This window comes from Legionella sp. km535 (assembly GCF_003990085.1).
Taxonomy (GTDB): Bacteria; Pseudomonadota; Gammaproteobacteria; order Legionellales; family Legionellaceae; genus Legionella; species Legionella moravica.
Window position 1 is genome coordinate 54,949 of record NZ_RZGU01000014.1, and the last position, 25,711, is coordinate 80,659.

Below are 25,711 nucleotides of genomic sequence, written 5' to 3' on the forward strand. Positions count from 1 at the left end.
GCACCAGGTGACCAAGCCAGAAAATGCCCTTTATCGTTGTGAGCACATTAGAGCCTGCGAACAGCAAGCCATGCATTTATATCAATTGGATGAACATGAATTAATGACCCAGGCTGGAACTGAGGCATTTATGTTTGTTCATGGCCAATTTCCACATGTGCGGCATGTTGCTGTATATTGCGGTTCGGGAAATAATGCAGGAGATGGCTATGTATTTGCCAGATTAGCACACGAACATGGATTATCCGTTGTAGTTTACCAATGTAAAGCGATTGCTGATTTACCGCCGGTAGCCAAAAATGCAGCAAATAAAGCAATAGATGCAGGAGTTGATTGCCAATCAGCAGATGAACCTCTGGATAGTGAAGTTGAGCTCATCATCGATGCCTTATTGGGAATTGGCTTAAAGGGGCCCGTTCATGGTGTTATTGCAACGGCCATCAATCAAATCAATTCAAGCGGATTACCGGTTGTATCATTAGATATTCCATCAGGATTAAACGCAGATACAGGGCAAGTTGAGAATTTTTGCGTAAACGCAACAGCTACTCTTACTTTTATTGCGCTTAAAGCAGGAATGTATACTTTGGATGGACCGGATTATTGTGGTGACATATATTGCAGTACATTAACTCTTGAATCCTTGGTGGAAAAAGTTCCTCCCTATGCAACATTGTTAAGTAAGTCGGTATTGCCTTTGCCACTCCAACCTAGAAAAAGAAATTCCCATAAAGGGGATTACGGCCATGTTTTGGTCATAGGCGGTGGTCCCGGAATGCCGGGGGCTGTCAGTTTGGCTGCGAAAGCAGCCCTGCGAGCTGGTGCGGGCGCGGTCACTGTTGCTACCTGGCCTGATTATGCAAAAAACGTCTTGCCAATGATACCTGAGGCCATGATTTGGGGAGTAAAATCAGCACAAGATTTAATTCCTTTACTCGATAAAGCGACTGTTTGCGTCATCGGGCCGGGACTTGGCGAGAGTGATTGGGCAAGAACCTTATTTTTAACCGCAATTACGTCGCAATTACCTATGGTTATCGATGCCTCAGCATTACGATTGCTCTCAGAGCATCCTCAAGTGGATGATAACTGGGTGTTAACCCCTCACCCGGGTGAGGCGGCAAGCTTGCTTTCCTGTTCATCAAGAGAAATTCAAGAGGACAGATATCAATCAGCAATGGCAATACAACAGCAATATGGTGGCGTTGTTGTATTAAAGGGAACGGGTACCGTAATCCAGTCTGCTGAAGGACATCGTTTTGTTTGTCCCAAGGGAAATCCTGGCATGGCAACGGCAGGAATGGGAGATGTGTTAAGCGGGATTATTGCTGGTCTGTGTGCTCAAGGATTGTCTCTCATTGACGCCGCAAAGCTGGGGGTATGGATTCATGCTGACGCCGGAGATCAGTGCACGAAAAGCAGGGGGGAGGCCGGTGTGCTGGCAAGTGATTTGCTCAATGTTCTTCCCAATATTTTGAATTGTATCAAGCCATTATGAATAAAGAAAATGATAAAATAATGATTTTGGATTTGCCAGATGAACAGGCAAGCTTGCGTTTTGCAAATCAGCTGGCGTCCTGTTTGGCTCCACCTTTAATCCTTTGTTTTAGTGGGGAAATTGGTACTGGCAAGACAACTATTATTCGCGAAATGCTAAAAAGTATGGGAGTACAGTCAGCAATAAAAAGCCCTACTTTTTCATTGGTCGAAAGTTATCTGTGCGATGATGTACCCGTGCATCATTTTGATCTGTACCGCATCCATCATGAAGATGAATTGGAGTATTTGGGATTTCGCGATTATTTCACCAGGGACAGTGTGTGTTGCATCGAATGGGCAGAACATGCTGGAAATGCATTGCCTCAAGATGATATTCGTTTTAAATTAAGTATTAAAGGGGCTGGTCGCGAAATGCAAATTACTGCATCGAGCGTAGCTGGCAAAAGAATTTTAGCTTGCCTGGCAGGTGAATAATGAAAATGCGTGCATGGGTTTTGTGTTGGATATTGTGCATAAGCTCTGGTTCTGTTTGTGCCGCAGAATTGAACCATATTACGCTGTCTCCGCAATCGGGAAAAACCTCATTGTTTATCTCATTGAATGGTCCCTTTACTCATCGAGTATTTACTCTAACAAATCCCAATCGGGTTGTGTTGGATCTGAATTCCACCAGCCTGAAGTTTAATCTGAAACAACTTGGATTAAACAATTCATTGATTAAACAGATCCGCAGTGGACTTTCTAACACTCAGACCTTAAGACTGGTTTTTGATGTGAATCAAGCAGTTCAAGCCCGGTCGGCTCCCTGGGACAATAGAGGACTTCGTATTGATTTAGTGGCTTCAGGCACTGTTCCTGTTGCAGAACAGTCTATAACCAATAAGCCTATTCAACAGGCAGCGAAACCCACAAAAGTGAACGCGGCGACATCAGGCTCAATCAAGCCACCGGTTGTGAGTTCCAATCAACCGGCCATAATGCATTCGCAGCCCATAAAAGTACCGCACAGCCCATCTAATAAAAACCTGAGAGATGTTGTGGTGGTTCTTGATGCCGGGCATGGAGGTAAAGATCCTGGAGCACGAGGCCCTGGCCGAAGCAAAGAGAAAGATGTTGTTTTGGCAATTACGCTCAAATTAAAACAATTAATCGATAGACAACAAGGAATGAGGGCTGTATTGACCCGTTCTGGTGATTATTATGTAGGGCTTAGGCAGCGCCTGGATATTGCTCGAAAGTATAATGGTGATGTGTTTGTATCCATCCATGCTGATGCATTTAATAATCCCCACTCTAACGGTGCTTCAGTATTTGCATTATCTCAAAGAGGAGCAACCAGTGAGGCTGCTCGTTGGTTGGCTGAGAAAGAGAACTACTCTGAGCTGGGTGGGGTTAACCTTGGTGAGTTGGATGATTCAAATGGCGTTGTCCGTTCTGTATTAATTGATTTATCTCAAACAGCAACAATTAACTCTGGTCTGCAAATGGGGAGCAAGGTATTAAATCAGTTGGATAATTTTACCAATCTGCATAACAATAAAGTAGAACAGGCTGGTTTTGTTGTCTTGAAATCGACCGATATTCCTTCCATTTTGGTAGAAACAGGATTTATTTCAAATCCAAGGGAAGAACGTAATCTGACCAGTTCAGCTTATCAATCTCGCTTGAGTCAGGCGATCTTTCAAGGGATTAAAAGTTATTTTTGGGAAAATCCACCTCACGGCACTCGAATAGAAGCAATGACTTCAACCCATTATCACATTGTCCGATCCGGAGATACTTTACCAGGTATTGCTTCTCGTTATCATGTAACGATTGAGGCACTGCAAGCAATGAACGGTATTTCAGGAAAATCAGCCCTTAGGCCAGGACAAAAATTGGTGATTCCTTCCGCATGGGTATGAGAATACATCAATTACCGACGGTAATTGCCAATCAGATCGCTGCAGGAGAGGTTATTGAACGACCGGCTTCGGTGGTTAAAGAATTGTTGGAGAATTCTTTAGATGCTGGTGCCAACAGCATCACTTTAGAAATTGGCTATGGCGGCTTGAATCAAATTAAAATCAGCGATAATGGCTCGGGTATTGTTGCAGAGGATTTGCCTTTAGCTGTTGCTGCACATGCGACGAGCAAAATCTCAAAGCTTGATGATCTCTACGCTATAAACAGTATGGGGTTCAGAGGAGAGGCTCTGGCCAGTATATCCTCGGTAGCTAAAGTCACTATCAGCTCCAGACCTGCTCATCAGGAGCAGGCCATGATGTTGCGAATTCAAGGCAACGACAGTACTGTTTCTCCGTGCGCGCGAAATGTTGGAACTACAATTGATGTCGTTGATTTGTTTTTTAATGCTCCCGTAAGAAAAAAATTTTTGAAAGGGGAAAAACTGGAGTTCCAGGCCATAGAAATGGTGGTTAAGCGGTTTGCATTAAGTGCTCCGGCTATTGCCATTACTTTGAAACATAACAACAAACCAGTGTTATCTTTACCTCCAGCATTAAATGAACAGTCAAAATTAGCTCGTATGACAAAAATATTTGGCGCTGTGTTCATGAAAGATGCTTTTTATCTGAATGTCGAAATGGCTGGTATGAGCCTTCAGGGCTGGTTAAGCGGCCCCGCATACCAACGCAGCCAGAGCGACAGGCAATGGGTTTATATTAATCAACGCATGGTGAAAGATAAATTAATTAACCATGCACTAAAGCAGGCTTATGATGGTTTTTTGCATCCAGGCCGATTTCCTGCGTGTTTGTTGTATTTTGCTCTTGATAGTGCTGAAGTCGATGTGAATGTCCATCCAACAAAACATGAGGTTCGATTTCAACAGCCTCGTTTGATTCATGATTTCTTTGTTTCCCAGTTGAGGAAAGCGATGGGGGTATCCAGTGTAACCCGTCATGTAGATTATGAGCACAGTACCAATTCGCATTTAAATCCTGTAGCCAATCTTCATGAACCGGCTTCCTATATATCTAATCCGGAAAGAAGCACGAACGTACCCGAATTATCGTCAGTTCGCGAATACCATTCCGAGCCTTATTGCAAGTTGGCTCGAACGAATAAAAGGTCGGGGTTGGAATCTTCACCTGAATGTGATGCCTCCTGGATGATTTTAAACAAACAATATACCTTGGTCTTATTAAATCAGCAGCCTTATATTGTCGATATCGCCATGTTATATCAAAAATGGATCCAAAGTCAGTTAAGGCATGCACCCACACCGATAGAATGCAGGCCACTATTAGTACCGGTTACCTATTTATTACCGAAACAATCGAGCTTGGGTATTGAAGAAATAAAATATAATTTAACACAATTAGGAATTCAGATGGATCTGCTCAATGATCACAGCATAGTGATCCGGACGGTACCCATTAAATTACCTTATTTAAATCTGAGTCAGTTCATTCAGTCCCTTTTTGAGATGGATGAGATGGACTTTAATTCACTGCTTGATCTTTTAAGCAAGAGTCAGAGTTTTGATCCAAATTACTTTAGCCAGGAAGAGCGGATGGCGTTAAATAATGAGTTGCTTCATTCTAAAGAGCTGGAAAAAGAGTATCATGGCGCCTTTAAAGCCTTAACTATTGAAGATTGTCGGATGTTGTTGCATGTCTAATTTGATTTTTTGTTTGATGGGACCAACTGCTTCAGGAAAAACGGGTTTAGCCTGTGAACTGGTACAGCATCTCCCATTTGAAATTATTAGTGTTGATTCGGCCATGATTTATAGAGAGATGAACATTGGTACCGCGAAACCTTCACGCCAGGAATTGCAACTTGCACCGCATCATTTAATCGATATCAAAGATCCTGTTGAATCGTATTCTGCAGCCCAGTTTTGTAGCGATGCAACCTCTCTATGCCAGTCAATTATCAAACAAGGGAAAATTCCGCTGCTCGCAGGAGGGACTATGATGTATTTCAATGCGCTCCAAAAAGGGTTATCACAACTGCCCGAAGCCGACGAGTCCCTGCGGAAGCAATTAGAGGAGGAGGCAGCTACTAAAGGTTGGGGCGCTCTTCATCAAAAATTGCAGGAAATTGATCCTGAAACTGCCGGCCGTATTCATGCTCATGATGCCCAACGAATCCAACGGGCTTTGGAAGTGTATTATGTGTCGGGGGTTCCTTTGTCCCGTTTTCTTGCTGAAGAGAAGATGCAGACACCATTTCGTTTTGTTAATTTTGTTCTGTTTCCTGAACAAAGAGCCTGGTTGCATGAGCGAATTGCTTTACGTTTTAGACAAATGCTGCAAGATGGGTTGGTTCAGGAAGTACAACAACTGCAAAGCCGTTGGCAGCTGGATCCCAATTTACCATCAATGCGTTGTGTTGGTTACCGGCAAGTTCTTGAGTATCTGCAAGGCGACTTTGATTATTCAGCTTTGTGTGATAAAGGTATCGCTGCAACCAGACAATTAGCGAAACGACAACTGACCTGGCTTAGACATTGGGATAATGTTCTTCGTTATGATCCTCAAAATAAGACTTTTAACGATGAGATTCTGGCGAAAACAAGGGAAATATTAGATAATGAGCATTCTTAATTTATTTCATGCCGCAAGGGAACAACATGTCAAAATCAACTAAAGAACCGGCAAGTGCTAAAAAAAATTATGTCGTCCATCGAAATGAGTTACCGCTGAGTTGTCCAACGGATGAAATGGAGTTATGGAATGCTCATCCTAAAGTGTATTTGCCGATAGAGAAAACAGGGGTTGAGGTTTGTCCGTATTGCGGATCCCGGTTTGTGTTACAAAATGATTAAATCCATTTGTATTGTCAGGCTCTCTGCTTTAGGAGATGTACTGATGCTGGTTCCATTAATCAGAACGTTGCAAGCCAGTTTTCCTGAAGCTCAATTAACCTGGATCATTTCCCGGCCAGCCTATGATCTGGTGGAAGGAATGGATGGTATTGAGTTTATTGTGATTAATAAACCGAAATCATTGACGGATTATTGGCAATTTAAAAAACAGCTGAGTGGGCGCCAATTTGACATCTTATTAGCTCCACAGGCTAGTCTGCGAACTAATTTACTTTATCCATTAATCAAAGCAAAGCGTAAAATTGGCTACGATCCTCATCGTGCTAATGACGCACATGGGTTATTTGTGAAAGAACGAATCGCTCCAGGACAGGAACATACTCTGGAGGGGTTTTTAAAGTTCGCTGAACCTTTAGGTGTTAAAGAACCCGTCATTCGTTGGGATTTACCGGTATCTTCCGCTGACTATGAGTGGGCACAAAACCATTTACCACAAAAAGATCCTCTCTTGGTTGTGAACCCAGCAGCCAGTAAACCAGAGCGAAGTTGGCCAGTTGATCGGTATATTACTGTTTTGCAACAGGCCATGGAGCGATGGGATGCGCAAATCGTGTTGACTGGCGGTCCTGGAGAATACGATCGATTGCTGGCTGATCAGATACTTAAAGTGATTCCTGCAACTGATTTAGTCGGAAAAACCAAACCCAAGCAATTGCTGGCCGTTATCAGTTCGGCAAAGGCAGTACTTTGCCCTGATACTGGGCCTTCACATATGTCTGCCGCTGTAAATACACCTGTGGTTGCCCTGCACGCAGTGACTAATCCCTTAATTTCAGGACCTTATACATTTCAGCATTTGGTTGTTAATCGATATCCACAGGCAGTGGAAACCGTTTTGGGACGCTCCCTGGCTAAGAACGCTTGGGGAACACAAGTGCATGGGGAAGAGGCCATGAAACTTATTTCAGTAGATGACGTGATGGAGCAATTAGCTCGGATTTTTTAAGCGCTCGACAGGCCAGGGTTAATTGCTCTTTTATATGATTTTTCAGGAGCTTAGGATGCAGCTTTCTAATGATCAATGTGATTTTTTTTTCACTAATGGTTATCTGGTTATTCAGGATTTTTTTACAAAAGAAGTCTGTGATATTTTGCGGGATAGAATAAAGACCCTCATTCAGATTAATCAGGATGACATTCCGAAAACAGTGTTTTCAACTTTAACCAACGAGCATGCGAAACAACAGTATTTTTTAGATTCCGGGGATAAAATTCATTATTTTTTTGAAGCCGAGGCTTTTGATGAGCAGGGAGTACAAACCCGCCCATTTGAGCAATCAATAAATAAGATCGGCCATGCCCTGCATGAGTTGGATCCGGTTTTTAGACAGCATTCCCGTGATGAACGGATAAAAAATATCGCCCATCAACTTGGTTTGAAGACAATTGGGTTGGTCCAATCCATGTACATTTTCAAGCAACCAGGTATAGGTGCAGAAGTGCTTTGCCATCAAGACAGCACTTATATTTATGGTCAGGACAGCGATGCCCTTGGATTCTGGTTTGCTCTTGAAGAGGCTACTTTGGAAAACGGGTGTCTTGAAATTATTCCAAGTCCTGACAACACTCCCTTAAAGCAGCGAATGTTTCGTCAAGGCAATGAGATCTATTTTGAAGAGTATGATACAACGCCCTGGCCTGAAGATCGCAGTGTCCCCTTGCCTGTTGAAAAAGGAACGTTGATTGTATTGCATGGGCGAGTACCTCATAAAAGCAAGGCCAATTTATCGGCTCGTTCAAGGCATGCCTATACTTTGCATCTGGTTGATTTAACATTGCCTTATCCTGATAAAAATTGGTTGCAATGGCCGGATGGAATTCCAACTTTATAGCCTTTAAGGGTGACACCTCATGAATCTTGCCTGAGGACTTTGTTATAGGGAGCGTGATTTTGACTGAATCGGTACTTTCTTGCTCCTCATAACTCAATATATTAAACCAAAGTTGTGTTGCTTTAATTGAGGTTCGCCGATTTTTTTTGTAAATCTTTATTTTTTTCACAATACAACATAGTGCTTCCAATTACGGCTGCAGGCATGATCAGGATATTCATTATGGGTATAAAACTGACTAAGTTGATGCCTGTCCCAAAGCCTAGCGAACGCATTTTATTTTTTTTTACATTCTGTTTCAGGTCTATAAAACTCACTAAATTGTTATCCATTGGGAAGTCTTGATATTGCACACTGAGCATCCATGCGGTGAACACAAACCATATAAAAGGATAAATTGGTTGAATGAAGGGCACGAAAAATAAAAGACAGACGATTAAAAAGCGCAGTATATAGTAATTTAAAAATTGCCCTTGACGTTTTATGCTGCGAAGTACCATGTTAATAAAAGGCTGGGAGGGGGGCTGGCTGCTATACAGAACAACTTGGGCTTTTTCCGCTAATAAACCATTAAAGGGAGCCGCGATGACGTTAAATACCACAGAAAACATGGAGAAAAAAAGTAAGAAAAAACTGATTATAAAGATGATAAAAAATACCCCGCTGAGAACACTTAACCAGGAGGGTAACTTATCCAAATAGTACGATGTGAAAGTGAACACATAATGATAAGTAAAATAAAATAATCCTGTAAACAAGATAAAATTTAATGTCATTGGAAGGATAATAAATCGCTTCAGTCCAGGAGACAGAAGATGTCGAAAACCCTGAAATAAATAAAGCATGCCATGCAAAAAATGATTCATTGTGACTCCTGATCTTTGGGAGCATTCTAAAGGACTACTCTTTAAAAGAATACCAGGGGGTGGTAATTTAACATACCCCCATGCTTTTGTTGAGTCATACTGCATTAAGAGAAGCTTTAGTGCAAAATACTGCTATCTGAACTACACTAAATAATATAATTTTTACAAGGATGGTTAAAATGGCTTCTACAAAATCTAAAGTTGAAACTAAAAATCAAAATCCCAATAGTTCTCATGTTGCTGCAGCCGCAGAAGAATTACTGAATGAAGGGAAAAAGTTTGCTCATGAAGTCTATCATGAAGGTATCAATAAAGTATCAGATGCTGAAGAGGCCGTTAAAGAATACTCCGATAAACTGGTACAGAAGATTCAAGAAAAGCCTCTTACCTCGGTTCTAGTCGCTGCGGGTGTCGGTATGTTATTGGCTGCATTTTTAAGAAAATGATCAAAGTATTGGAACACTTGGAGGGTTCTATTTCCGAATCCATCAATTTGGGCAAGACTTTTTTATCGTTGGTACAGTATGAAGCGCGGCTGGCAGGTCAGAGTATCGTTCCATTAGTCTTGAATATTTGTATGCTATTCGTCATTCTCCTGTCAGTTTGGCTCTCCACCCTGGTTGTTTCAGGATATTACTTATACCGATTACTGGAAAGCCTTCCTTTATCCTGTGCTGTACTATTGATTGCTAATGCCATCTTCCTGGCTGTTTTAATAAAGTACCTAAGTATTAATTTAAAAAATATGAGTTTTGTAAATACACGGGAATTTCTAGCGAATAAAGAGCCAAAAAAACATGAACTCACGGAAAAAAACGAAATTAGAGATAATGTTGATAACAAAGAAATTAAACAATCATCAACATCAACTGCACATTCATAATGCTTATTTAAAAAACGTCATTAATCAGTATGGCGTTTTTGTTGCCGTTCTTTTGAGTCCCACCGTTTTTTGGGCAATCAAATATCGTAAATCGGGGCGTTTTTTAAGCGTGTTACTGAATGCCCTGGCAATAACAGCGCCTCGAGTTCTGGTAAAAAATTCAGGAAAAGAGAACACCGTACCTTTAATTTTATTTCAAACTTTGCTAAGCGCAGGATTTACATTCTTAATGAATAAGATAAAGCGATGATGTGATTCTGGTGTGTTTTTTAGAAGCGGTTTAAGACAAGATTGTTTTTCCCTTCATTTAACTCAATAGTCAGATGACCCAATGCCGAGGGTATAAAACACTGTGCCAATCCCTTTGCGGCAGGTTTAGTTAAACACATTCCAAGGCACACGGAAGGCCTATATAATTCAACTCACGGAGCACATTGCAAAGGGGATTGGTTTTGAGCTTGCTCTTGCATTTTATTGACCTTTGAATCAGAACCAGTGAATAAACTCCATGAATAGCCTGAATTAGAGTCCGTTAATTTGGTCTCAATAGAACCAGGTTTTTTATCATGCACATTAGACGCAGTGGTCTGATGAGTTTGTGCCTGCTTGTTGATCACTTGATGAGATGAGCTGAATTGCTCTTTCGGGTGTTCGGTTTCCTGAAGTTGTTTTACCGGTTGTACTTTAAAGTGATAGACATTGAGCAGAATGAGGCTGGCTTGAATTGCCATTAAGGCGACTCCCACCGCAGGGTTCAGAGTGATTCCTATGGCTACCAATAAACCTCCTGCGATCAGCACCGCAGCAATATTATAGCCCAGGCTAAAAAGCAAATTTTCTTTAATATTAGCCACCGTTTGTTGAGAAACAGCAAAGGTACTAATTATTGGCAATAAAGTTCCTTTTTGAATGACTGCGCCAGCATGCTGCTGGGTTAATTCATCACTATCCTGAGACAGTACAGCAATGCCCAGATCACTTGCCGCTATGGCTTGAGCATCATTGGCGGCATCCCCCACCATTGCTACTTTATGTCCTTTGAGCTGTAAGCTTTTAATGTAAGCGGGTTTGGATTTATCACCGTGTTCCAAAGTGGTGGCCACTGCGTTTGCATGGATATTGGTGACCCCTAAGGCTTTGGCATAACGTAATGCCGTTTGTTCATCAGCCCCGGTACATAGATGTAGTTCCTTGCCCATGTTGGCCAATGCTTTGATTGTTTTAAAGGCATCCTTACGAAGAGGATCTGTAATAATAATATATCCAATTAGATTGTTTTCTTCAGCTAGAAATACAAGGCTATCTCCCGCTTCCAGATTGAGGTTTGCTTCGATGGTTGCCGTTGCAATACCCATCTCATTCATTAGCGATGGACTGCCTATGGTGTAATCCTTGCCATTGATACAACCAAAGATACCTGAATGATGGGTGTCATTAGGTTTGGTAACTGTCAATTTGCTTGAACTGTTTTTGCTGCAGTAACTGTGTATTGATTTACCGACGGGATGAGTTGAACTGTCTTCCAAAGCAGCACATAGAGCCAAAAAATGATCGCGGGTGATAGTGGCGTTACTCATCACTGAATAATCTTTTGCAACGGGAACTCCTGTAGTCAAAGTGCCATTGAGATCAAATACTACGGTATCGATTTGTTCTGCTTCCTGCAGGATTTTGGAGTTTTTAAAGTGTACCCCATGTTCTGCTGCTTTATGAATTCCTGTTTTTACTGCTAACGGGATAATTAAGCCCAAGGTACAAGGGCAGGCTGAAACCAGAACCGATATGGCACATTGTATTGCGATTGCCGCAGGGAAGAAAACTCCGATAATGATTCCGGAGGTAATAGCCAGGGCGATGACCGTAGGAATAAAATAGGCAAGAAGTTGCCCTGTTTTTATTTCAAGAGGAGCTTTTTCATTGATGGACTGATCAATACCTGCATCAAGACGGGCAAGAAAGGATTGGTGGGCAGGTTTTAATACACGAATTTTTAAAGCAGGAGCATTTTCCGCGAGCCGCATCCCCGCATGTACTTTTTCTTCTGAACGAAAATGTCTGGGTAAAATCGCTCCGGTGATGATGGTGGTATAGATACTGCTTTCATTCACACAATGGCCGTCCAGCGGGATGATTTCACCCGGGAGGATTAAAATGTGGTCATCGGTCTTAACCTGATTTAAATCGATTTCTTGTGTACCGTCAGGCAAGGACAGTCTGACGTGATTTGGAACCCTGTCCTGAAAGCGTACCGAACTGATTTTTTCCTTGATTGTTTCTTCTATAGCAATACCGATATGCCTGAAGCCATAAATAAGTAATCCTGCTTCAAACATCATTGGAAGCCAGGGTATGAAAAATGAAACAAGTGACACCACAACCACTGAAATGGTGCTTATCGCAAACAGGGTGTCCATGGTTAAGGTTTGTGTGGTAACTAATTTTTTCCATGCTTCATGGTAGGAGCGCGCCCCGAGTATCAGGGTCAGTACAACACTCAGACTGGCAATAGGGATCATGGCAATCAGAGGTAATGCCCCCATCGTCAAGGTAAGTACCAGTAATCCAATTCCTGAAATGCATCCTAGTGCTCCAAGAAACCAATGAGAGGTCAGAATTTTTTTTCCCAGTACCCATAGGGTGTTGGAGGTTTGTTTTTGTGAGTTGCTGTTTTGTTCGAGGTTTGAGGTTGTCGAGTGTGCTGGCTTTGTGTCTTTTTTATGTGGCTCGTAATGATAATCTTCGCAATCGTATTCCATCTCCTTAATGTAGTTTTTTATTTTATTCCAAAACTCTTGGTGATTTACTTCAGTTGCTTCAAGCTTTGGGCTACATATTATGGTGGTTTTTTTGGGATCTGGAGTTGAGAAATCAACATGAAAAGATTCTATTTCCAGGGCTCCAGTTCCTCTTAGAAATGATTCAATTCCGTTACTGCAACTCGTGCAGCTCATCCCGCTGATATAAAAAACATAGGGTTTGGACATAACTGTTCACTGATGTATATAAAGGTTAACTCATCCTGAGATTAATTATTCCCTTGAAGGTACTTTCAGGGCATATTTATATTTTGATCTGAATAATATCATATCAGCTATTTTTTGCACCTCTGTTTTACCAAAATTAATTAAAACGAGAATAATTTGTTTGATTTAAGAACACTATTGAACTGGAGCTGGCTGGAGTTTCTGGATTTAATACAAGGCCCATTTTGGGAGTGAAGGGAAACGATTTGATTGTCAAGTCTGATGGTATTTTCTTGAGATATGCACGGCTGTTTTAAAGGCATTATCTTGGGTTTGTGTCTATGAGGTGTAATCGTGTTGAGGATGAATTTGCTCCTGGCTGGGACCAGGAGCTTAAATTAAGACCTTATTCGCTGGTTTCAGCATTAGTGGCTTCAGCATCACTACCTTGATTGCTAAAATCGGCAGAAGGTTCACTGGCTTTTAAATTTTGCATCAACATGATCGTATTGGTTAATAAAATTCGCTCCTGCAATTGGCGATCCAAATACATTTGATAGTTAATTTCTGCCAGTAATACGGCAATTTCTTTTTGAATCGTAGCTGAAGACGCAGTATCCAATTGCTGCATCCACTGGGTTGGAAGACCATCAGCTCCTGTTTTTGCTTTAGGATTTAATATTCGCCATGTTGCCATGTTAAATTCACTTAATGCCTGGCTAGAAACCACGGATGAACTACCGTTGCCAGCAGAGGGTTGCTCCTGAGGCAATCGTTTGGACATGATGTAGTATAAGTTGCTGATTCCAACGGAACTTTGCGCCGCGTAAATTCGCAGGTTGTTAAAGTAGCTGCTTAATGTGGCTTGGGCTTGCATTTGTTTTGCGTCTGGAGGATTTGCTCCCATGTTTTTGGTTGCCAAATCATACAAATCGCCATAGTCTTTCATTTTAGGTAAAGCTGAGGGTGATACCAGTCCAGAGACATAGCGAATGAAGTTATTTGCAAGTTGAGCCTGATTCTGTGCTGTTAAACCTGGAGTAGAGCCTGGTTTTAATGAGGGTTGCATTGCATCATAAGGAATTTGATCTTCTGAGTACATTAATGGTGCTATTAATGAATTACTATTGAGTTGATTGATGAATTTTTGATTGTAGTTGTAACTAAAGTACTCTGTTACTTTAGGTATATAGCCAGCCGTGTTAAAGATTACTTTATCTTCATATTTATATTGGCATTCTCCTTTGTTCCAGTTGGTACCATTGTTATCCATACAATAGGTATAATCCGGAGTTCCCAAAATGTTAAAAACAGCCTGACTAACCGGATCGGGCAAATATGAACCTTTATTGCTCGTTGCCTGATCCAGCATAGAAGAAGCAGTAACCCCCAATGCGTTAGACGCAGAGTCGTCACCGTAATTCTTAAACGTTAAATTGGCAAGATCGTTTATACCCTTGGCGCCAGCAACCGAGGTCGGTACAAATTGTTTCACGATTTGATTCATTGCGTTGACTGGAATTGCGCCAAAAAAAGTACTGAATACATAGTTTTGAAAGAGACTGGCATCCACTTCATTGAGTAACGATGTGGTGAAATCTTTTGGTGGCGTTGGAGGATTGTTGGTCGTCAAATCAAAGCCCAGAAAATTTCCCAGATTTTTTAAATATTTGGTCAGATCACTGTTGCTGTTGCTTTGAGTTGGATTTGGCGTGTCCATAATATTGTCGGTACCGGTAACAACAACAGAATAACTGCTAAGGCATAACAACGTCATTAGTGAACATTTTGACAGTAACTTCATTATTCATCCCCTTCAAGTGCGCGTAAAACGAGTTTCAGGCGGTACTGACAAAAAACTCGCGACAATAAACGTAAACGTTCAAATACTATATTTCTTTTGAGAAAAAAACCTGCAGGATCATGGCTGCCAATACTGGTTTCCTCGGCATGAATTAATACTCTTGATGCACTTCCTGGATGAACAGTATCTATTGCCTGCAGCAAGCGTAGTCCTCTGCCTGACTTAATGTTCCCTACAATACGGATAAATTTTTCCTCTTCGGCCATGATCCCCAGATCAATTTTCTCAATATCATCCAGCTCTCTGCCTAGCTGAGCCATTGCTTCTTCAAATTCAGGATTTCCATCAAGAGTCCAGTCCTCAACACTTTCCATAAAGGTAATTACCCTGTAAATCATGGGATCTAAATATTCAAACCAATATTTAGCAGATGCTTCGTGGCTGAGATCAGGCATTTTTTACTCTTTTTTTACTGTGATAAGGTGATGGACGAATCCACTACATACTACTATAGTATATTATGAAGGGTAAAAGTCCATTATTAAAAAAGTAAAAAATATGAAAAAGAAATCGGGTAAGCGGATTGGAAGTATTTTCAAGCGAATCATCAACATTCGTGCATGGTCTGACTGGGACAGGATGAAGGCGTTTAGCAGTTATCTGGTAAACGGGTTCAAGCGTTTATTCGTCACTCAGAAGAATGTTCAGGTTGAGTCTTTTGATTCGGCTGTAAATAAACTGAAGTTATCTGAAGCTGAATTGTTAATAAAGCAAAATGCATTATTTCGATTAAGTATGGTGATGTTAGCCGCTGCAGTAATGATACTTTTTTACACCGGTTATCAATTATTTTATGGATCGTTTAAAGCGGTTATTGTGAGTCTGGTCGTCATGTTGATCGCACTGGTTTTGGCATTTCGTTACCATTTTTGGTACTTCCAAATTAAACATAGAAAATTGGGTTGTACAATCAAAGAATGGTATAAGCAAGGTATCATGGGGGAGAAAGAATGAATAAACTGGTTTTAACTGTTCTTCTGTTCTTATGTCCTGCTCTATTATTCGCTGCCGATTCCTCAGCATTGAGTTTTGCTCCTCCAGCAAGCGATCTTTCCGTTATTTTTCTTGGGAACTTATTTGGTGTAGTTGACGGCGTGTTGCATGGCACGGGAAGCCAGATCATGGGCACCATGTTTGGCGTTTTCAACTCTGCGGTGCTCGCTTTGGGTGGAATCATCATTATGTACACCCTGCTGGTATCCACTATGAATACCGCTCATGAAGGCCAGATGCTTGGACAAAAATGGTCTTCAATCTGGATTCCTTTGCGTTCCACTATGGGTTTAGCCTTGCTCATACCAAAGGCATCAGGCTATTGTTTAATGCAGATTTTTGTCATGTGGGTCATCGTCCAGGGTATTGGGGCGGCAGATAAAGTTTGGGAAGCCGCTTTGGGGTATCTAAATCGAGGAGGGGTTATCATCCAGGCTCAAGCCAACCCGACGGAGGCATTGACTGCATCGGCTACTGGTGGTGTGTCCGATGGGGCAATGACTATTCTTGCTGGCCAGGTGTGTATGCTGGGCTTGCAAAATAAAATAGAAGCACAACGAAAAAGTTATCTGGAATCTCAAGCCAATGATGTGGGACCTTGTGCAGGGAATCCAACACCCGTAATGGATAATTTTTGCAAAACAACGGTTCCTGACTTTTTGGGAACGGTTAATGCCGTGATGACTCAGAATAATAACAAAGGAGCCAGCAGCTATTCTCTGCCAATGCCTAATTTTGATTCAAATTCGCCCTTGTATTTTTTAAATGGAATTTGTGGAACCATTAAATGGAACACTATAAGTGATCTGGTCGATCCGAATAAAACAATGACTACAACGTCAAAAAATGGCAAAAATACGACCGAAAGACCCAATCTTTATCAACAGCTTACCGATTCCCAGCTTGAGACAGCGCAAATGTCCAGGGCAATCGCAATTCAGCAAATGTATATTACTTTATCTTCCGTCGCGCAGGTCATTGTTAATAACGATCCTGATTTGGCAAGTACGAACACAGGATCTACAACTACTAACTTCTCAAAAGTCGCCAAGCAGCAATTTGGTGTTCCCTATACTGCCCAAGGACAAATCTGTACTGATTATTCACAAGGATGCGAGATTTGGGGACCTGTACCGACACCAACAGGTACTAATGCCGGTGTATTATTTAACGGGACAGAGTTCCAAGGAGCAATTACTGATTATAACGCCATCATGATGCCAACAATTAATCTTATCAGGCAAGCAAATGATGCGAAGAATGATAATTCATCCCGTGATTTTATTAATAAAGCAACAAATGAGGGTTGGATTATGGCCGGCTCTTATTTCTTTGATTTGGTGCGATTAAACGGCAATGCAATAACCAGTGCAAATCAATTTGATTCCAATACTGGATTGGACACGAGTACTTTCGATCCAACAAATCTGATTTCAAGTTTTGGTTCGAATAAAACCTGCGTTGGTCCTTATGCTTTATTATGCTCCTGGTTTGGTGGCGATAAGGCACCTCTCGATAAAGTACAATCAGTAATTAATGGTTCTTCGTTAGGTGATATGGTTCAGAAACCCAGTTTGAAGGATGATGCACAACGTAAGGTAGTCAATAACCTGCAATCATCAACTGTATATGGGTTTATCAATAATTCAGTAATGGTTCGACTACCAGGGCAGCCAGGGATAGCCCCGCTTCAATTTGCCAATATGATGAAATTTAGTATTTCAACGGAGCAATATTATCTGCCAAAAGGGGATTTTGAATGCGGTCGAGTCAGAATACTATTCTTCTCATTCTGTCTGGGAAGAATGTTTGGTAATTTATTTTATAACGCCATATTCAGAAATATCTATAACATGCTCTTGAAAATGTTCTCAGATATTATTAATCAAGTTGTTATGGCCTTTTTGATGGTTCCTTTGGAAGGAATGAAAGAAATATTTAAAGCGGGATTGATAAAGGTATCGGAGCCGGGGGTCAATCCGATCGTCGCTCTGGCAAACATGGGGGTGATGTACATTAACTTTTCGGCTAATTTATGGCTTATGCTCGTAAATATAGCGGTGAGTAGTGCAATTATCATTCCTTTTGGATTGTTTATCTTTGCATTAATCGGGTTAGCCATGCCCCTGTTACTGGCATGGGTTGGAACCATGGTTTCGGTCGGGTTTGTTACGGCGTATTATATACCCGTATTGCCCTATATGATTTTTACCTTTGGTTCGATTGCCTGGCTTATTGCCGTGATAGAAGCCATGGTCGCGGCTCCTATCGTTGCTCTGGGGGTAACACATCCTGAAGGTCATGATGCTTTTGGTAAAGGCGAAGCAGCCGTTATGATATTGATGAATGTGTTTTTAAGACCCTCCATGATGATCATTGGATATATTGCGGCAATTGCCTTGTCCTATGTTGGTGTTTGGATATTGAATGCGGGATTCGATCATGCCATATCGTTTATTCAAACGGGTAATTATGATCTGGATAAATCCGGTACCAAGTATGGCGGTTTCCAAATGTCAAGTCAAGATAAGCCGCAGGAAGGATCTGGTACAGGAGGTTATACTGATTGGGCGGGAGTCTATGCTTACTTCTTCTCGATATTAATATATACCACGATGTACCTTATTATTGTGCAAAAAGCATTTAGTTTGATTGCTTATTTGCCCGATAAGGTTTTACGCTGGATAGGTGGTACACCTGAAAGTCTTGGCCAGGAAGCAGCAGGTTGGGGCGATGAGTTAAAAGCAGGGGTAAAAGCTGGTGCTGAACAGACCCAGGGCGCGCAATCCCAAATGGGTCAAAAACTGGGCGGTATCGCAGATGAACAACTTGAAAAAACTGGGATTGGCATTAGAAGTCAATCTCTTTCAGGGGGAGATGCTACAGCTTCCGGTAGTCAAACAGGACCAAGTTCTTCACCTTCCTCCGGTGGGGGCGGTGGTGGTGGTCGAAAACCGCCTGGTGGTGGAGCCGGCGCAGAGTAATCGGAAATCCATTCAAAAAGCGATCGACTGGCTCGATCGCTTTCTTCTTCTCAGTGGTTTGTATATTGAACGACTAGAGTAATTGCCAAAGGATTTAAATCACGGCTGTCCTATTAAAAAAATGACGTCTTTCCGAGCGTAGCGAGGAATCTCCTGCAAGGTTGCACGATCCCATTAAAATGCAGCCATTAAAATCATATCAAGAGTTGAGTCTCCCGAGCCAGCCTTTTTCTGCAGGCGCCTAATGCTCATATCTTTAAATTTTTTTTGGTATTTTGTAACCTGTTCAAAATAATATGCCGAACCATCGCCCTATTTTCAGGAGCATGATCTTTGCGTACGTCTGATGACATCATTAAATTCCTTGTAAAAAAAAGAGTTTAAAAGGTAATGATAATTAATGCATTAATTCAGATTGTGCCAATTTGCAGGAGATTCCTCGCTACGCTCGGAAAGACGTCACATTTTTAATGGGACAGCCGTGGGATTTAAATACGATTTGATTCTCTATGCTCTCTTTTATATAGTACTCATTATTTTCTTATAAGATTCAATGTGATAACAACGAAGGAAATTGAATATCAAGACGATTCAACGCAATGCAGAGGCTACATTGCGTACGACAGCAATGTGTCTCATCCATTGCCAGCTGTTATGGTGGTGCATGATTGGGTTGGCCGAAGTGAAAGTATGTGCAATAAAGCCAGACAACTTGCCGCAATGGGGTATGTGGGTTTTGCTATAGATATGTATGGGGACGCACGGACAGGAGCGGATAAAACACAGAGAAGAGCGTTAATGGCCCCCTTGATGCAGGATCGGTCTAAATTAGCTTCCCGAATTAATGCGGCATTTCATGTATTAGCTTCATTGCCCTTTGTTGAGCATACTAAGATTGCGGCTATAGGGTATTGTTTTGGCGGATTATGTGTCCTCGATTTAGCTCGTTCACAAGCGGCAGTTAAGGGAGTCGTCTGTTTTCATGGCTTGCTTACTTCTCCTGAGCATTCTGCTTATCAACCGATTAAAAGTAAAATTCTCATTTTGCATGGTTATGATGATCCTTTGGTAAAACCAGATCAGATACATCATATTGCCGATGAAATGAACGCAAGAAAAGCCGATTGGCAAATTCATATGTACGGGCATACTCAACACTCGTTTACTAATCCGAAGGCTAATGATGATGAAATGGGATTGCATTACAATGAGCGTGCTGATAATCGCTCATGGATAACTACCCTGGATTTTTTACGAGAGCTTTTTGAATAATCCAGTGAAAGCCCATGAATACAGATTAGTTTAAAATCAATAGGCGGAAGAGGTGTTTGAGAACAGTACGAGATTATAACGCTAGAATTTTTATCGCGTTGAGAAGAACCAGTTCTTTTGTTCTTTGCTTGGATATTCTTAGCTCAGTAAACAAATGTTCTGAATAATCAATCCATTGATGAATGTCCAATTGGTCGGTTTGTCCCAGATCAGAGCTGTATATCACTCTGGGTAACGAGCTGAGTACCTCACAAAAATCCTCTTTACTTTGGTGGTGTAACAAATAAGTTAACGACGTTTGTTCGATCCAGATAAATTCGTTTTGAGCTAATTCTTTTAATTGTGCGGCATGTAAGTTGGTGAGTGGGTTTGCTGGTTGGTTCAGTAATAAAGAGGTTACATTATATTGAATACAGGCATCTACCAATTGATAGACTTCGTCGGCTGATGCGTGTCCGGTAGAAAGGACAATCGGATAATCTCTAGCCATCTTTAATACATCAATCACTTCTTTTCTCAGTTGGCTGTTATCATTAAAAAGTGTCTCAGGACACAGACTGAATGGTGATAATTGGGGATGAGTTAATGTTCGAGATAATCGTGATTTGATTGCTCGTCCTGTTATTGTTGGGAAATGTACAATCATCCTGGCCGGTATTAAGGGTTGATATTCATTGAGTGCCTGAATGACAACTCGATAATTGATCCCTCCTGCGAGATGATTTAACACTAATGAGGGCAATACAGGCAGCCCCATTCTTTGAGCCAGAGTGGCCTGAATGCTGGTAGCTCCCAGATGACTTTTTAAAACGACAATTCCATTGCAGTTCTTATAGATTTTACCTGTTTCAAGGGCGTCCCAGCGACGCAGATATAGATCTGGATTGGCATGATAGTGAATATCAATCAAATCATATGCATCAAGATTCTGCACGATAATTCCTTATTTTTTATGATCCAGCCAGGGCTGATCGTAATGAAATCTGGTTCGAGCCTGTTTCAGAGTACTGCCTGAGTTCACTGCATCTTTTATCTTGTTTTCGTTTGATTGAATACGTTCCACTTTATCGAGAACTTCTGCCAGGCAATGTATTGGAATGACGATCACTCCATTATCATCGCCAACAATTATATCACCCGGATGAATAATGACATTATTAATGTTCAACGGGCATTGTTCATTCGCTTTGTGAACACGATTTTTACCTGAACGCATAAATACATCCGAACAAAATAAGGGATAGGTGCTTTTCCGAATCGCCTGAACATCACGAACTGCTCCATGAACGACAGTACCTGCTACATGATTGTGCTGAGCAGTCTGAGTCAGAATATCGCCCCAAACAGTACACTCATTGTTACCCTGGTTATCGATTACGATGACGGAATGAGGCGGTACATTATCAATATAATTCGCTGCATTTTTAAACGTTGACGATTTTCTTTTGTTTGTTTTGTATTGGACGGTATAAGCCGGTCCAACAAGTTTCAGTCCAGGTATTAACGGTTTAATATTCAGCAAGGCCCCTTCAACACCACAAGCATCAAGCGCATCGGATAGCTCTGAAGTACTGTATTCTTTAAGTTTCTGAATGGAGGAAGGTAATCGTTCTGTATTTTTAAGGGTATTGGTTGCAGTATCCATTCGCAAGTAGTGTTCAATAATTGCTTTAGCCATATCCATTGTCGTGCTAAAACCTCCCAAATCATAAGTGGTATAACGCCCTTCACGGACAATGGTTGCTACCGAATCCCCGATTTTTTTTGCTTGCGTCTTAAAACCAAAATGATTGAGAAGCATGGCAATGGTTAAGAACATCGCACTTGGATTAGCACTCTGTGGTTTCATTCGTGTGCCACTACCATGAACCGGCTCAAAATAACTGCCTTTTACGCCAATATTGGCACTGGGCGCAAACCCCAATCCTCCCATAACCCCGGCTCCAACATCAGACAATATATCGCCAAACATATTTTCGGCAACAATTACTCCAAATTCTTCCGGTCGCTTAATCAACCATAAAGCCACAGCATCCACGTTTAAGATGTCTGCTTTAATGTGCGGATAGTGACTGGCAATACCCTCAAAAACCTCTCGGGCAAAATCACTGCTTTGTCGTAATACATTGGGTTTATCGGCAAAAGTAACTCGATTCATGCCCTGCGTGGTAGCGTAATCAAAAGCAAACTGAAATAAACGGATTAACCCTGATTTTGATTGTAGTCTTAAAGAGCAACTGATCTCACTTCCTGGAATTGTCCGCCAGCGTTCCTTTTCATGGATTAGTTCGATTAGTGATTCAGGCAATGGATAATAATCAAAACCTGAATATAGACCTTCAGTATTTTCACGTATAATGCAAAAACTGAATTGCTGTTTATCGTCTTTAATAGAAAAGCACGGCCTGATGTTCGCAAAAAGATCCATCTTTTGTCTTAATTGAATAATCGGTGAACTGTAACCGAGAGAATCTTTATGAAATTGGCTCGCCAGTTCTTTTATCGCTTCTCTTTGAGGTTTACTGGTGATTGCTCCTAATAATACGGTATCTGAAGCAGAAATGAGTCGCCAGGTTCTGTCTGGGATTGGGGTGCCCTCTGTTTTCCAATAATGCCATCCAATGTCCCCAAAACTCAGCTGTATGGGGAGTTGCAAGACCTCAAACAGAGGAATTGCGGCTTGCGTCACTTCAGCCCCGATGCCATCTCCAGGTAAAACGGCTATTTTCAAAACCTCATCTGCCTTAAACATGTAACGCCTCCCATATGACTGTTTGGCAATAATGGGGATTATCTCTTAATACTCTCATTCCTGCTTCAGGGACCTGAAGGAGAGTTCCTGTTTTAGGTTGAACTACATTGTCTTTATTGACTAAATGAGAGTGTTCACCGATTAAATGCAGGTGTTTGACGGGACATGTTCTCACTATTGAAGTGGAATCGGTCTCTAAAACACGATTCAATCCATAGATTACTCGTTGTGCTGCTTCTGAATTATTTAAAATATTATGAGATTGTAAGGGCACAGCATTGGGATAGTAAACGTGTTGATAAAGAGTTTGGAGCGCTAAATCAAGCTGCCTGTTTTGACACAGTGCAACAACCTCTTGCAGTTTATTTTTAAGAGGGATATCGGCAAAAGTAGGCGTTGAAAACAGTACTATGGGTTTTTCAGTGTTTGCGAATAAAGAAAAGCATTGTTGAATAATGACTCCACCAAAGGAAAATCCAAAAAAAGCATCATACAAAAGAATGTACTCTTTCAGTTTTTGTGCCCATAAATGGTAAAAAGAAGATTGGGGAATGTCTTCCATGATGCATAGCGAGTCCAGGGGGTGAATCGTGTATTCATCTTCAAGAAAGGCTAATGGGCTGACAACAAATTCAATATATGATGGATCTGGTGTATCGGGAGTCAGAACCAATATTTTCTTTTTTTTCATTATGATCCCATGGGTGAATTTTTAAATATTCAGGTTGCGTTGGGTATCCTTCAACTTAGTTCCAATGTTCCGCGCCGAGTCAGCGGGAGTTTGGGTGTTGATTGGTCAATACACACTAATGACCAGGAGTTGTTTTTTGTGTATATGATTTAAGATCTGCAGTTGAAAAATCGGAAATTCCTCTTATAAATTCATCCATTTCAATTGCCTCATGACCGATATTAAGCGCATCCCGTACGTAGTTTGATGCAGTTAATGCGGCTTGTAAATCATATTTTTTAACATGATTGGCGTGCAGACAGGCAATGAAAAACTCGGTTTTCAGGTTTCCGGTACCTTTACCCATTCCGGCTAGAGAGGCATCAATAAATTGAACACCGGCGTCCATAGCTGCCAACGCGTTGGATTGAGCCAGGCCAATATTATCATGGGCATGAAACCCAAAGGGAATAGTGTAGTTGCTTGTATACCGATCATAAATGGCTTTGAGTCTCTGCGGTAAAATACTGCCATTGGAATCTGCAAAATAAATTATATCCGGCTTGTAGTGGCTGACCTGTTCAACTACTTCATCTAATTCGTCATCGGTGTAGTAGGTCATATGAATGAAGTTCACGGATACCAAGAATTTCAATTTTTGCGCCAGTTGAATAACAGAAAAGGCATCCGCCAATTTATTTTTAGCAATACAGATTCTTAACAACCCAACGCCACAGTCTTTTAGCTCCAACAGATCGGTTTCAGAGATATTATTAGGATGCGCCATTACGGCAATCGTTGATTTTTTAATTAAGGATTGGCAGAAAAGCAGATAGTCCCTGCCTGTTATTCCTGCCCGGCCTATATTCGCTATGGGGTGCAAAGAACCATTGCGGTAACCAATTTCTATGAACTCTACACCAGAATTATCAAGAGGCAGTAAAATACCCCGTAACTCATCATCACTAAAATGGAAATTCGTTCGATGCCCTCCATCTCTTAAGGATGCATCTAAAAGCTGAATTGAGTTCATTTGGTTACCTCTATCACATCATGGAGTTTGTTATTAATTCCTTTTCTTTTAATTATAGTACTTATGCGTCTAATAAGCTCGGAAACCAGATATAAAACAGAGTTTAATTGGGGATAATGGCCTGAAGCATCGGTATTTAAATTGCTAACCAATAAAGTATCGCAATTAATATGCATGCGGTAGTTGCTCTTATATAAAATGAAGTGGGTTTGTGTGTATAAAGCGCATATAAATAGCTCAGTGGATGACGGTAGATAAATGAACGCATGATCGTTTGGGTTACAAGATGGGGTTTGCCGGTTAACGGCAGTTCATGAATACGAATACTGGGTCTATGATTGACCTCGATGATAACGCCATTCGATTGAGTTATTGGAATATTGAGATCGGCACATTCTACGTCAATCCCGGCAAGTCCTAAATTTAATACTGAAGCAACTTTGCTCATCAACCTTCGGTTTTCCTTGCACATGCGCGTACCAAGAGACTCATAGGTACCTCCACGGGTAGCATTAGAGGTGTAGGCTAAAGTAATTCGCTCTCCAACAGCGGGTACATAATCGGTACTCTTTCCCAGTTCTTTCAGTTTAATTTTACCCTCATCATCTATTACGATGGGGCCTAAAAAATCATTAATTGTTTTTCGCTCTTTATTGGTCAAAGCAATCAGTTGTTCGATAGTATGTGTGCCATCACCGATTACGCACGCAGGATATCGTCGGACTACACCGATAACCCGTCGGTTAAAAACCAGCACTCGATATGAATTTAAATTTCCGTGAAATTCTTCGATTATTAAATAATCGTAGATAGTGAAATAGTGACTTAAAAAGTGCATGAGCTGATCTAATGTCTGAATATTGCATAAAACATCTTTGCCTTTAGAGCCATCTAACAAAGGTTTTATGACTAAGGGAAATTTGAGGTCGTCAATCAATTCTCTGGTTTTATTTTGCTGAAAATCTTCGATATGGAGAGCAACTGCCTGTGGAACAGGAATTCCCGCTTTTTCCAATAATTTGCTCGTACAGTATTTATTGGCTGCAATGTTGGAACTGCTGATGTTATTAAACGGAGTTTCACATTCCCGAAATAGATAATGACGAGATCCAAGTACAAGCTCAAAACCATTAATTTCTTCTATTGGCTTTACCGGAAGAAATAAAGCCTTAGAGCTTTTATAATAACGTTCAGCGTTCCTGTCTATGGTGATTTCTCAAGATTAATTGTTATTATGTATCAATATCTTATCATAACTATTT

At 41.2% G+C, this 25,711-nt stretch carries 22 protein-coding genes; 13 read left to right on the forward strand and 9 right to left on the reverse strand.

Annotation, left to right across the window (positions count from 1 at the left end):
* Nucleotides 1-7: 7 nt before the first annotated feature.
* Genes ELY21_RS09630 through ELY21_RS09665 form a run of 8 tightly spaced genes read left to right on the forward strand, consistent with a single transcriptional unit; the run spans nucleotide 8 to nucleotide 8,169 of the window.
* Nucleotides 8-1,498 carry an NAD(P)H-hydrate dehydratase gene (locus ELY21_RS09630; RefSeq protein WP_127108990.1) on the forward strand — a complete coding sequence of 497 codons (1,491 nt, stop codon included), beginning with the start codon at nucleotides 8-10 and terminating at the stop codon, nucleotides 1,496-1,498.
* Nucleotides 1,492-1,974, forward strand: coding sequence for a tRNA (adenosine(37)-N6)-threonylcarbamoyltransferase complex ATPase subunit type 1 TsaE (tsaE, locus tag ELY21_RS09635; protein WP_370272591.1), 483 nt, complete (start codon nucleotides 1,492-1,494; stop codon nucleotides 1,972-1,974). Before ELY21_RS09630 ends, tsaE begins: the two co-directional genes overlap by 7 nt.
* A complete protein-coding gene (locus ELY21_RS09640; protein ID WP_127108994.1) occupies nucleotides 1,974-3,404 on the forward strand; it encodes an N-acetylmuramoyl-L-alanine amidase in 1,431 nt (476 codons plus the stop codon). The genes tsaE and ELY21_RS09640 overlap by 1 nt, the downstream gene beginning before the upstream one ends.
* Entirely contained in the window at nucleotides 3,395-5,125 is a 1,731-nt protein-coding gene (gene mutL, locus ELY21_RS09645) for a DNA mismatch repair endonuclease MutL (RefSeq protein ID WP_127108996.1), read from the forward strand. The genes ELY21_RS09640 and mutL overlap by 10 nt, the downstream gene beginning before the upstream one ends.
* Complete coding sequence (gene miaA / locus ELY21_RS09650; RefSeq protein WP_127108998.1) at nucleotides 5,118-6,056, forward strand: tRNA (adenosine(37)-N6)-dimethylallyltransferase MiaA; 939 nt, start codon at nucleotides 5,118-5,120, stop codon at nucleotides 6,054-6,056. Before mutL ends, miaA begins: the two co-directional genes overlap by 8 nt.
* Nucleotides 6,057-6,082: 26 nt before the next feature.
* Entirely contained in the window at nucleotides 6,083-6,277 is a 195-nt protein-coding gene (locus ELY21_RS09655; protein WP_028383344.1) for a zinc-finger domain-containing protein, read from the forward strand.
* Nucleotides 6,270-7,283: a glycosyltransferase family 9 protein gene (locus tag ELY21_RS09660; protein WP_127109000.1), complete on the forward strand. Its 1,014-nt coding sequence runs from the start codon at nucleotides 6,270-6,272 to the stop codon at nucleotides 7,281-7,283. Before ELY21_RS09655 ends, ELY21_RS09660 begins: the two co-directional genes overlap by 8 nt.
* A 55-nt stretch (nucleotides 7,284-7,338) precedes the next feature.
* Entirely contained in the window at nucleotides 7,339-8,169 is an 831-nt protein-coding gene (locus ELY21_RS09665) for a phytanoyl-CoA dioxygenase family protein (RefSeq protein ID WP_127109002.1), read from the forward strand.
* Nucleotides 8,170-8,291: 122 nt separating this feature from the next.
* On the opposite strand, the gene cysZ is transcribed toward ELY21_RS09665, so the two are convergent.
* Entirely contained in the window at nucleotides 8,292-9,035 is a 744-nt protein-coding gene (gene cysZ / locus ELY21_RS09670) for a sulfate transporter CysZ (protein ID WP_127109004.1), read from the reverse strand.
* A 179-nt stretch (nucleotides 9,036-9,214) separates the two neighbouring features.
* Here cysZ and ELY21_RS09675 point away from each other — a divergent pair, with 179 nt between their 5' ends.
* Together ELY21_RS09675 and ELY21_RS09680 are read left to right on the forward strand one after the other, a co-directional pair.
* Nucleotides 9,215-9,481, forward strand: coding sequence for a DUF883 C-terminal domain-containing protein (locus tag ELY21_RS09675; protein WP_035921344.1), 267 nt, complete (start codon nucleotides 9,215-9,217; stop codon nucleotides 9,479-9,481).
* A 351-nt stretch (nucleotides 9,482-9,832) separates the two neighbouring features.
* Nucleotides 9,833-10,168, forward strand: a complete 336-nt coding sequence (locus ELY21_RS09680; protein ID WP_148111687.1) for a hypothetical protein — start codon at nucleotides 9,833-9,835, stop codon at nucleotides 10,166-10,168.
* Between the two features lie 172 nt (nucleotides 10,169-10,340).
* Here ELY21_RS09680 and ELY21_RS09685 read toward each other — a convergent pair whose 3' ends face one another.
* From ELY21_RS09685 to icmW, 3 genes are all read right to left on the reverse strand, one after another.
* Entirely contained in the window at nucleotides 10,341-12,902 is a 2,562-nt protein-coding gene (locus ELY21_RS09685; protein WP_127109008.1) for a cation-translocating P-type ATPase, read from the reverse strand.
* 385 nt (nucleotides 12,903-13,287) lie between these two features.
* Nucleotides 13,288-14,685, reverse strand: a complete 1,398-nt coding sequence (icmX, locus tag ELY21_RS09690) for a type IVB secretion system protein IcmX (protein WP_127109010.1) — start codon at nucleotides 14,683-14,685, stop codon at nucleotides 13,288-13,290.
* Nucleotides 14,685-15,140 carry a type IVB secretion system protein IcmW gene (icmW, locus tag ELY21_RS09695; protein WP_028383335.1) on the reverse strand — a complete coding sequence of 152 codons (456 nt, stop codon included), beginning with the start codon at nucleotides 15,138-15,140 and terminating at the stop codon, nucleotides 14,685-14,687. Before icmW ends, icmX begins: the two co-directional genes overlap by 1 nt.
* Before the next feature lie 103 nt (nucleotides 15,141-15,243).
* On the opposite strand from icmW, the gene icmV reads away from it, so the two are divergent.
* The 3 genes from icmV (at nucleotide 15,244) to ELY21_RS09710 (ending at nucleotide 19,994) form a co-directional block, all read left to right on the forward strand.
* Complete coding sequence (icmV, locus tag ELY21_RS09700; protein ID WP_127109012.1) at nucleotides 15,244-15,699, forward strand: type IVB secretion system protein IcmV; 456 nt, start codon at nucleotides 15,244-15,246, stop codon at nucleotides 15,697-15,699.
* The gene (gene dotA / locus ELY21_RS09705) at nucleotides 15,696-18,722 is read left to right on the forward strand and encodes a type IVB secretion system protein DotA (protein ID WP_127109014.1); all 3,027 of its coding nucleotides are present in this window, start codon (nucleotides 15,696-15,698) and stop codon (nucleotides 18,720-18,722) included. Before icmV ends, dotA begins: the two co-directional genes overlap by 4 nt.
* A 555-nt stretch (nucleotides 18,723-19,277) precedes the next feature.
* Complete coding sequence (locus ELY21_RS09710) at nucleotides 19,278-19,994, forward strand: dienelactone hydrolase family protein (protein ID WP_127109016.1); 717 nt, start codon at nucleotides 19,278-19,280, stop codon at nucleotides 19,992-19,994.
* A gap of 73 nt (nucleotides 19,995-20,067) precedes the next feature.
* Here ELY21_RS09710 and ELY21_RS09715 read toward each other — a convergent pair whose 3' ends face one another.
* The 5 genes from ELY21_RS09715 to ELY21_RS09735 all read right to left on the reverse strand — a co-directional run bounded on the left by ELY21_RS09715 (nucleotide 20,068) and on the right by ELY21_RS09735 (nucleotide 25,662).
* Entirely contained in the window at nucleotides 20,068-20,928 is an 861-nt protein-coding gene (locus ELY21_RS09715) for a DUF6282 family protein (RefSeq protein WP_127109018.1), read from the reverse strand.
* Nucleotides 20,929-20,937: 9 nt separating this feature from the next.
* Nucleotides 20,938-22,746 (reverse strand): isocitrate/isopropylmalate family dehydrogenase, encoded by a 1,809-nt coding sequence (locus tag ELY21_RS09720; RefSeq protein ID WP_127109020.1) that lies wholly within the window; start codon nucleotides 22,744-22,746, stop codon nucleotides 20,938-20,940.
* On the reverse strand, nucleotides 22,739-23,437 hold the full coding sequence (locus ELY21_RS09725) for a hypothetical protein (protein WP_127109022.1): 699 nt from the start codon (nucleotides 23,435-23,437) through the stop codon (nucleotides 22,739-22,741). The genes ELY21_RS09720 and ELY21_RS09725 overlap by 8 nt, the downstream gene beginning before the upstream one ends.
* A gap of 115 nt (nucleotides 23,438-23,552) precedes the next feature.
* Complete coding sequence (locus ELY21_RS09730) at nucleotides 23,553-24,449, reverse strand: 4-hydroxy-2-oxovalerate aldolase (protein ID WP_127109024.1); 897 nt, start codon at nucleotides 24,447-24,449, stop codon at nucleotides 23,553-23,555.
* Between the two features lie 136 nt (nucleotides 24,450-24,585).
* On the reverse strand, nucleotides 24,586-25,662 hold the full coding sequence (locus ELY21_RS09735; protein ID WP_370272592.1) for a UDP-N-acetylmuramyl peptide synthase: 1,077 nt from the start codon (nucleotides 25,660-25,662) through the stop codon (nucleotides 24,586-24,588).
* Nucleotides 25,663-25,711 lie beyond the last annotated feature (49 nt).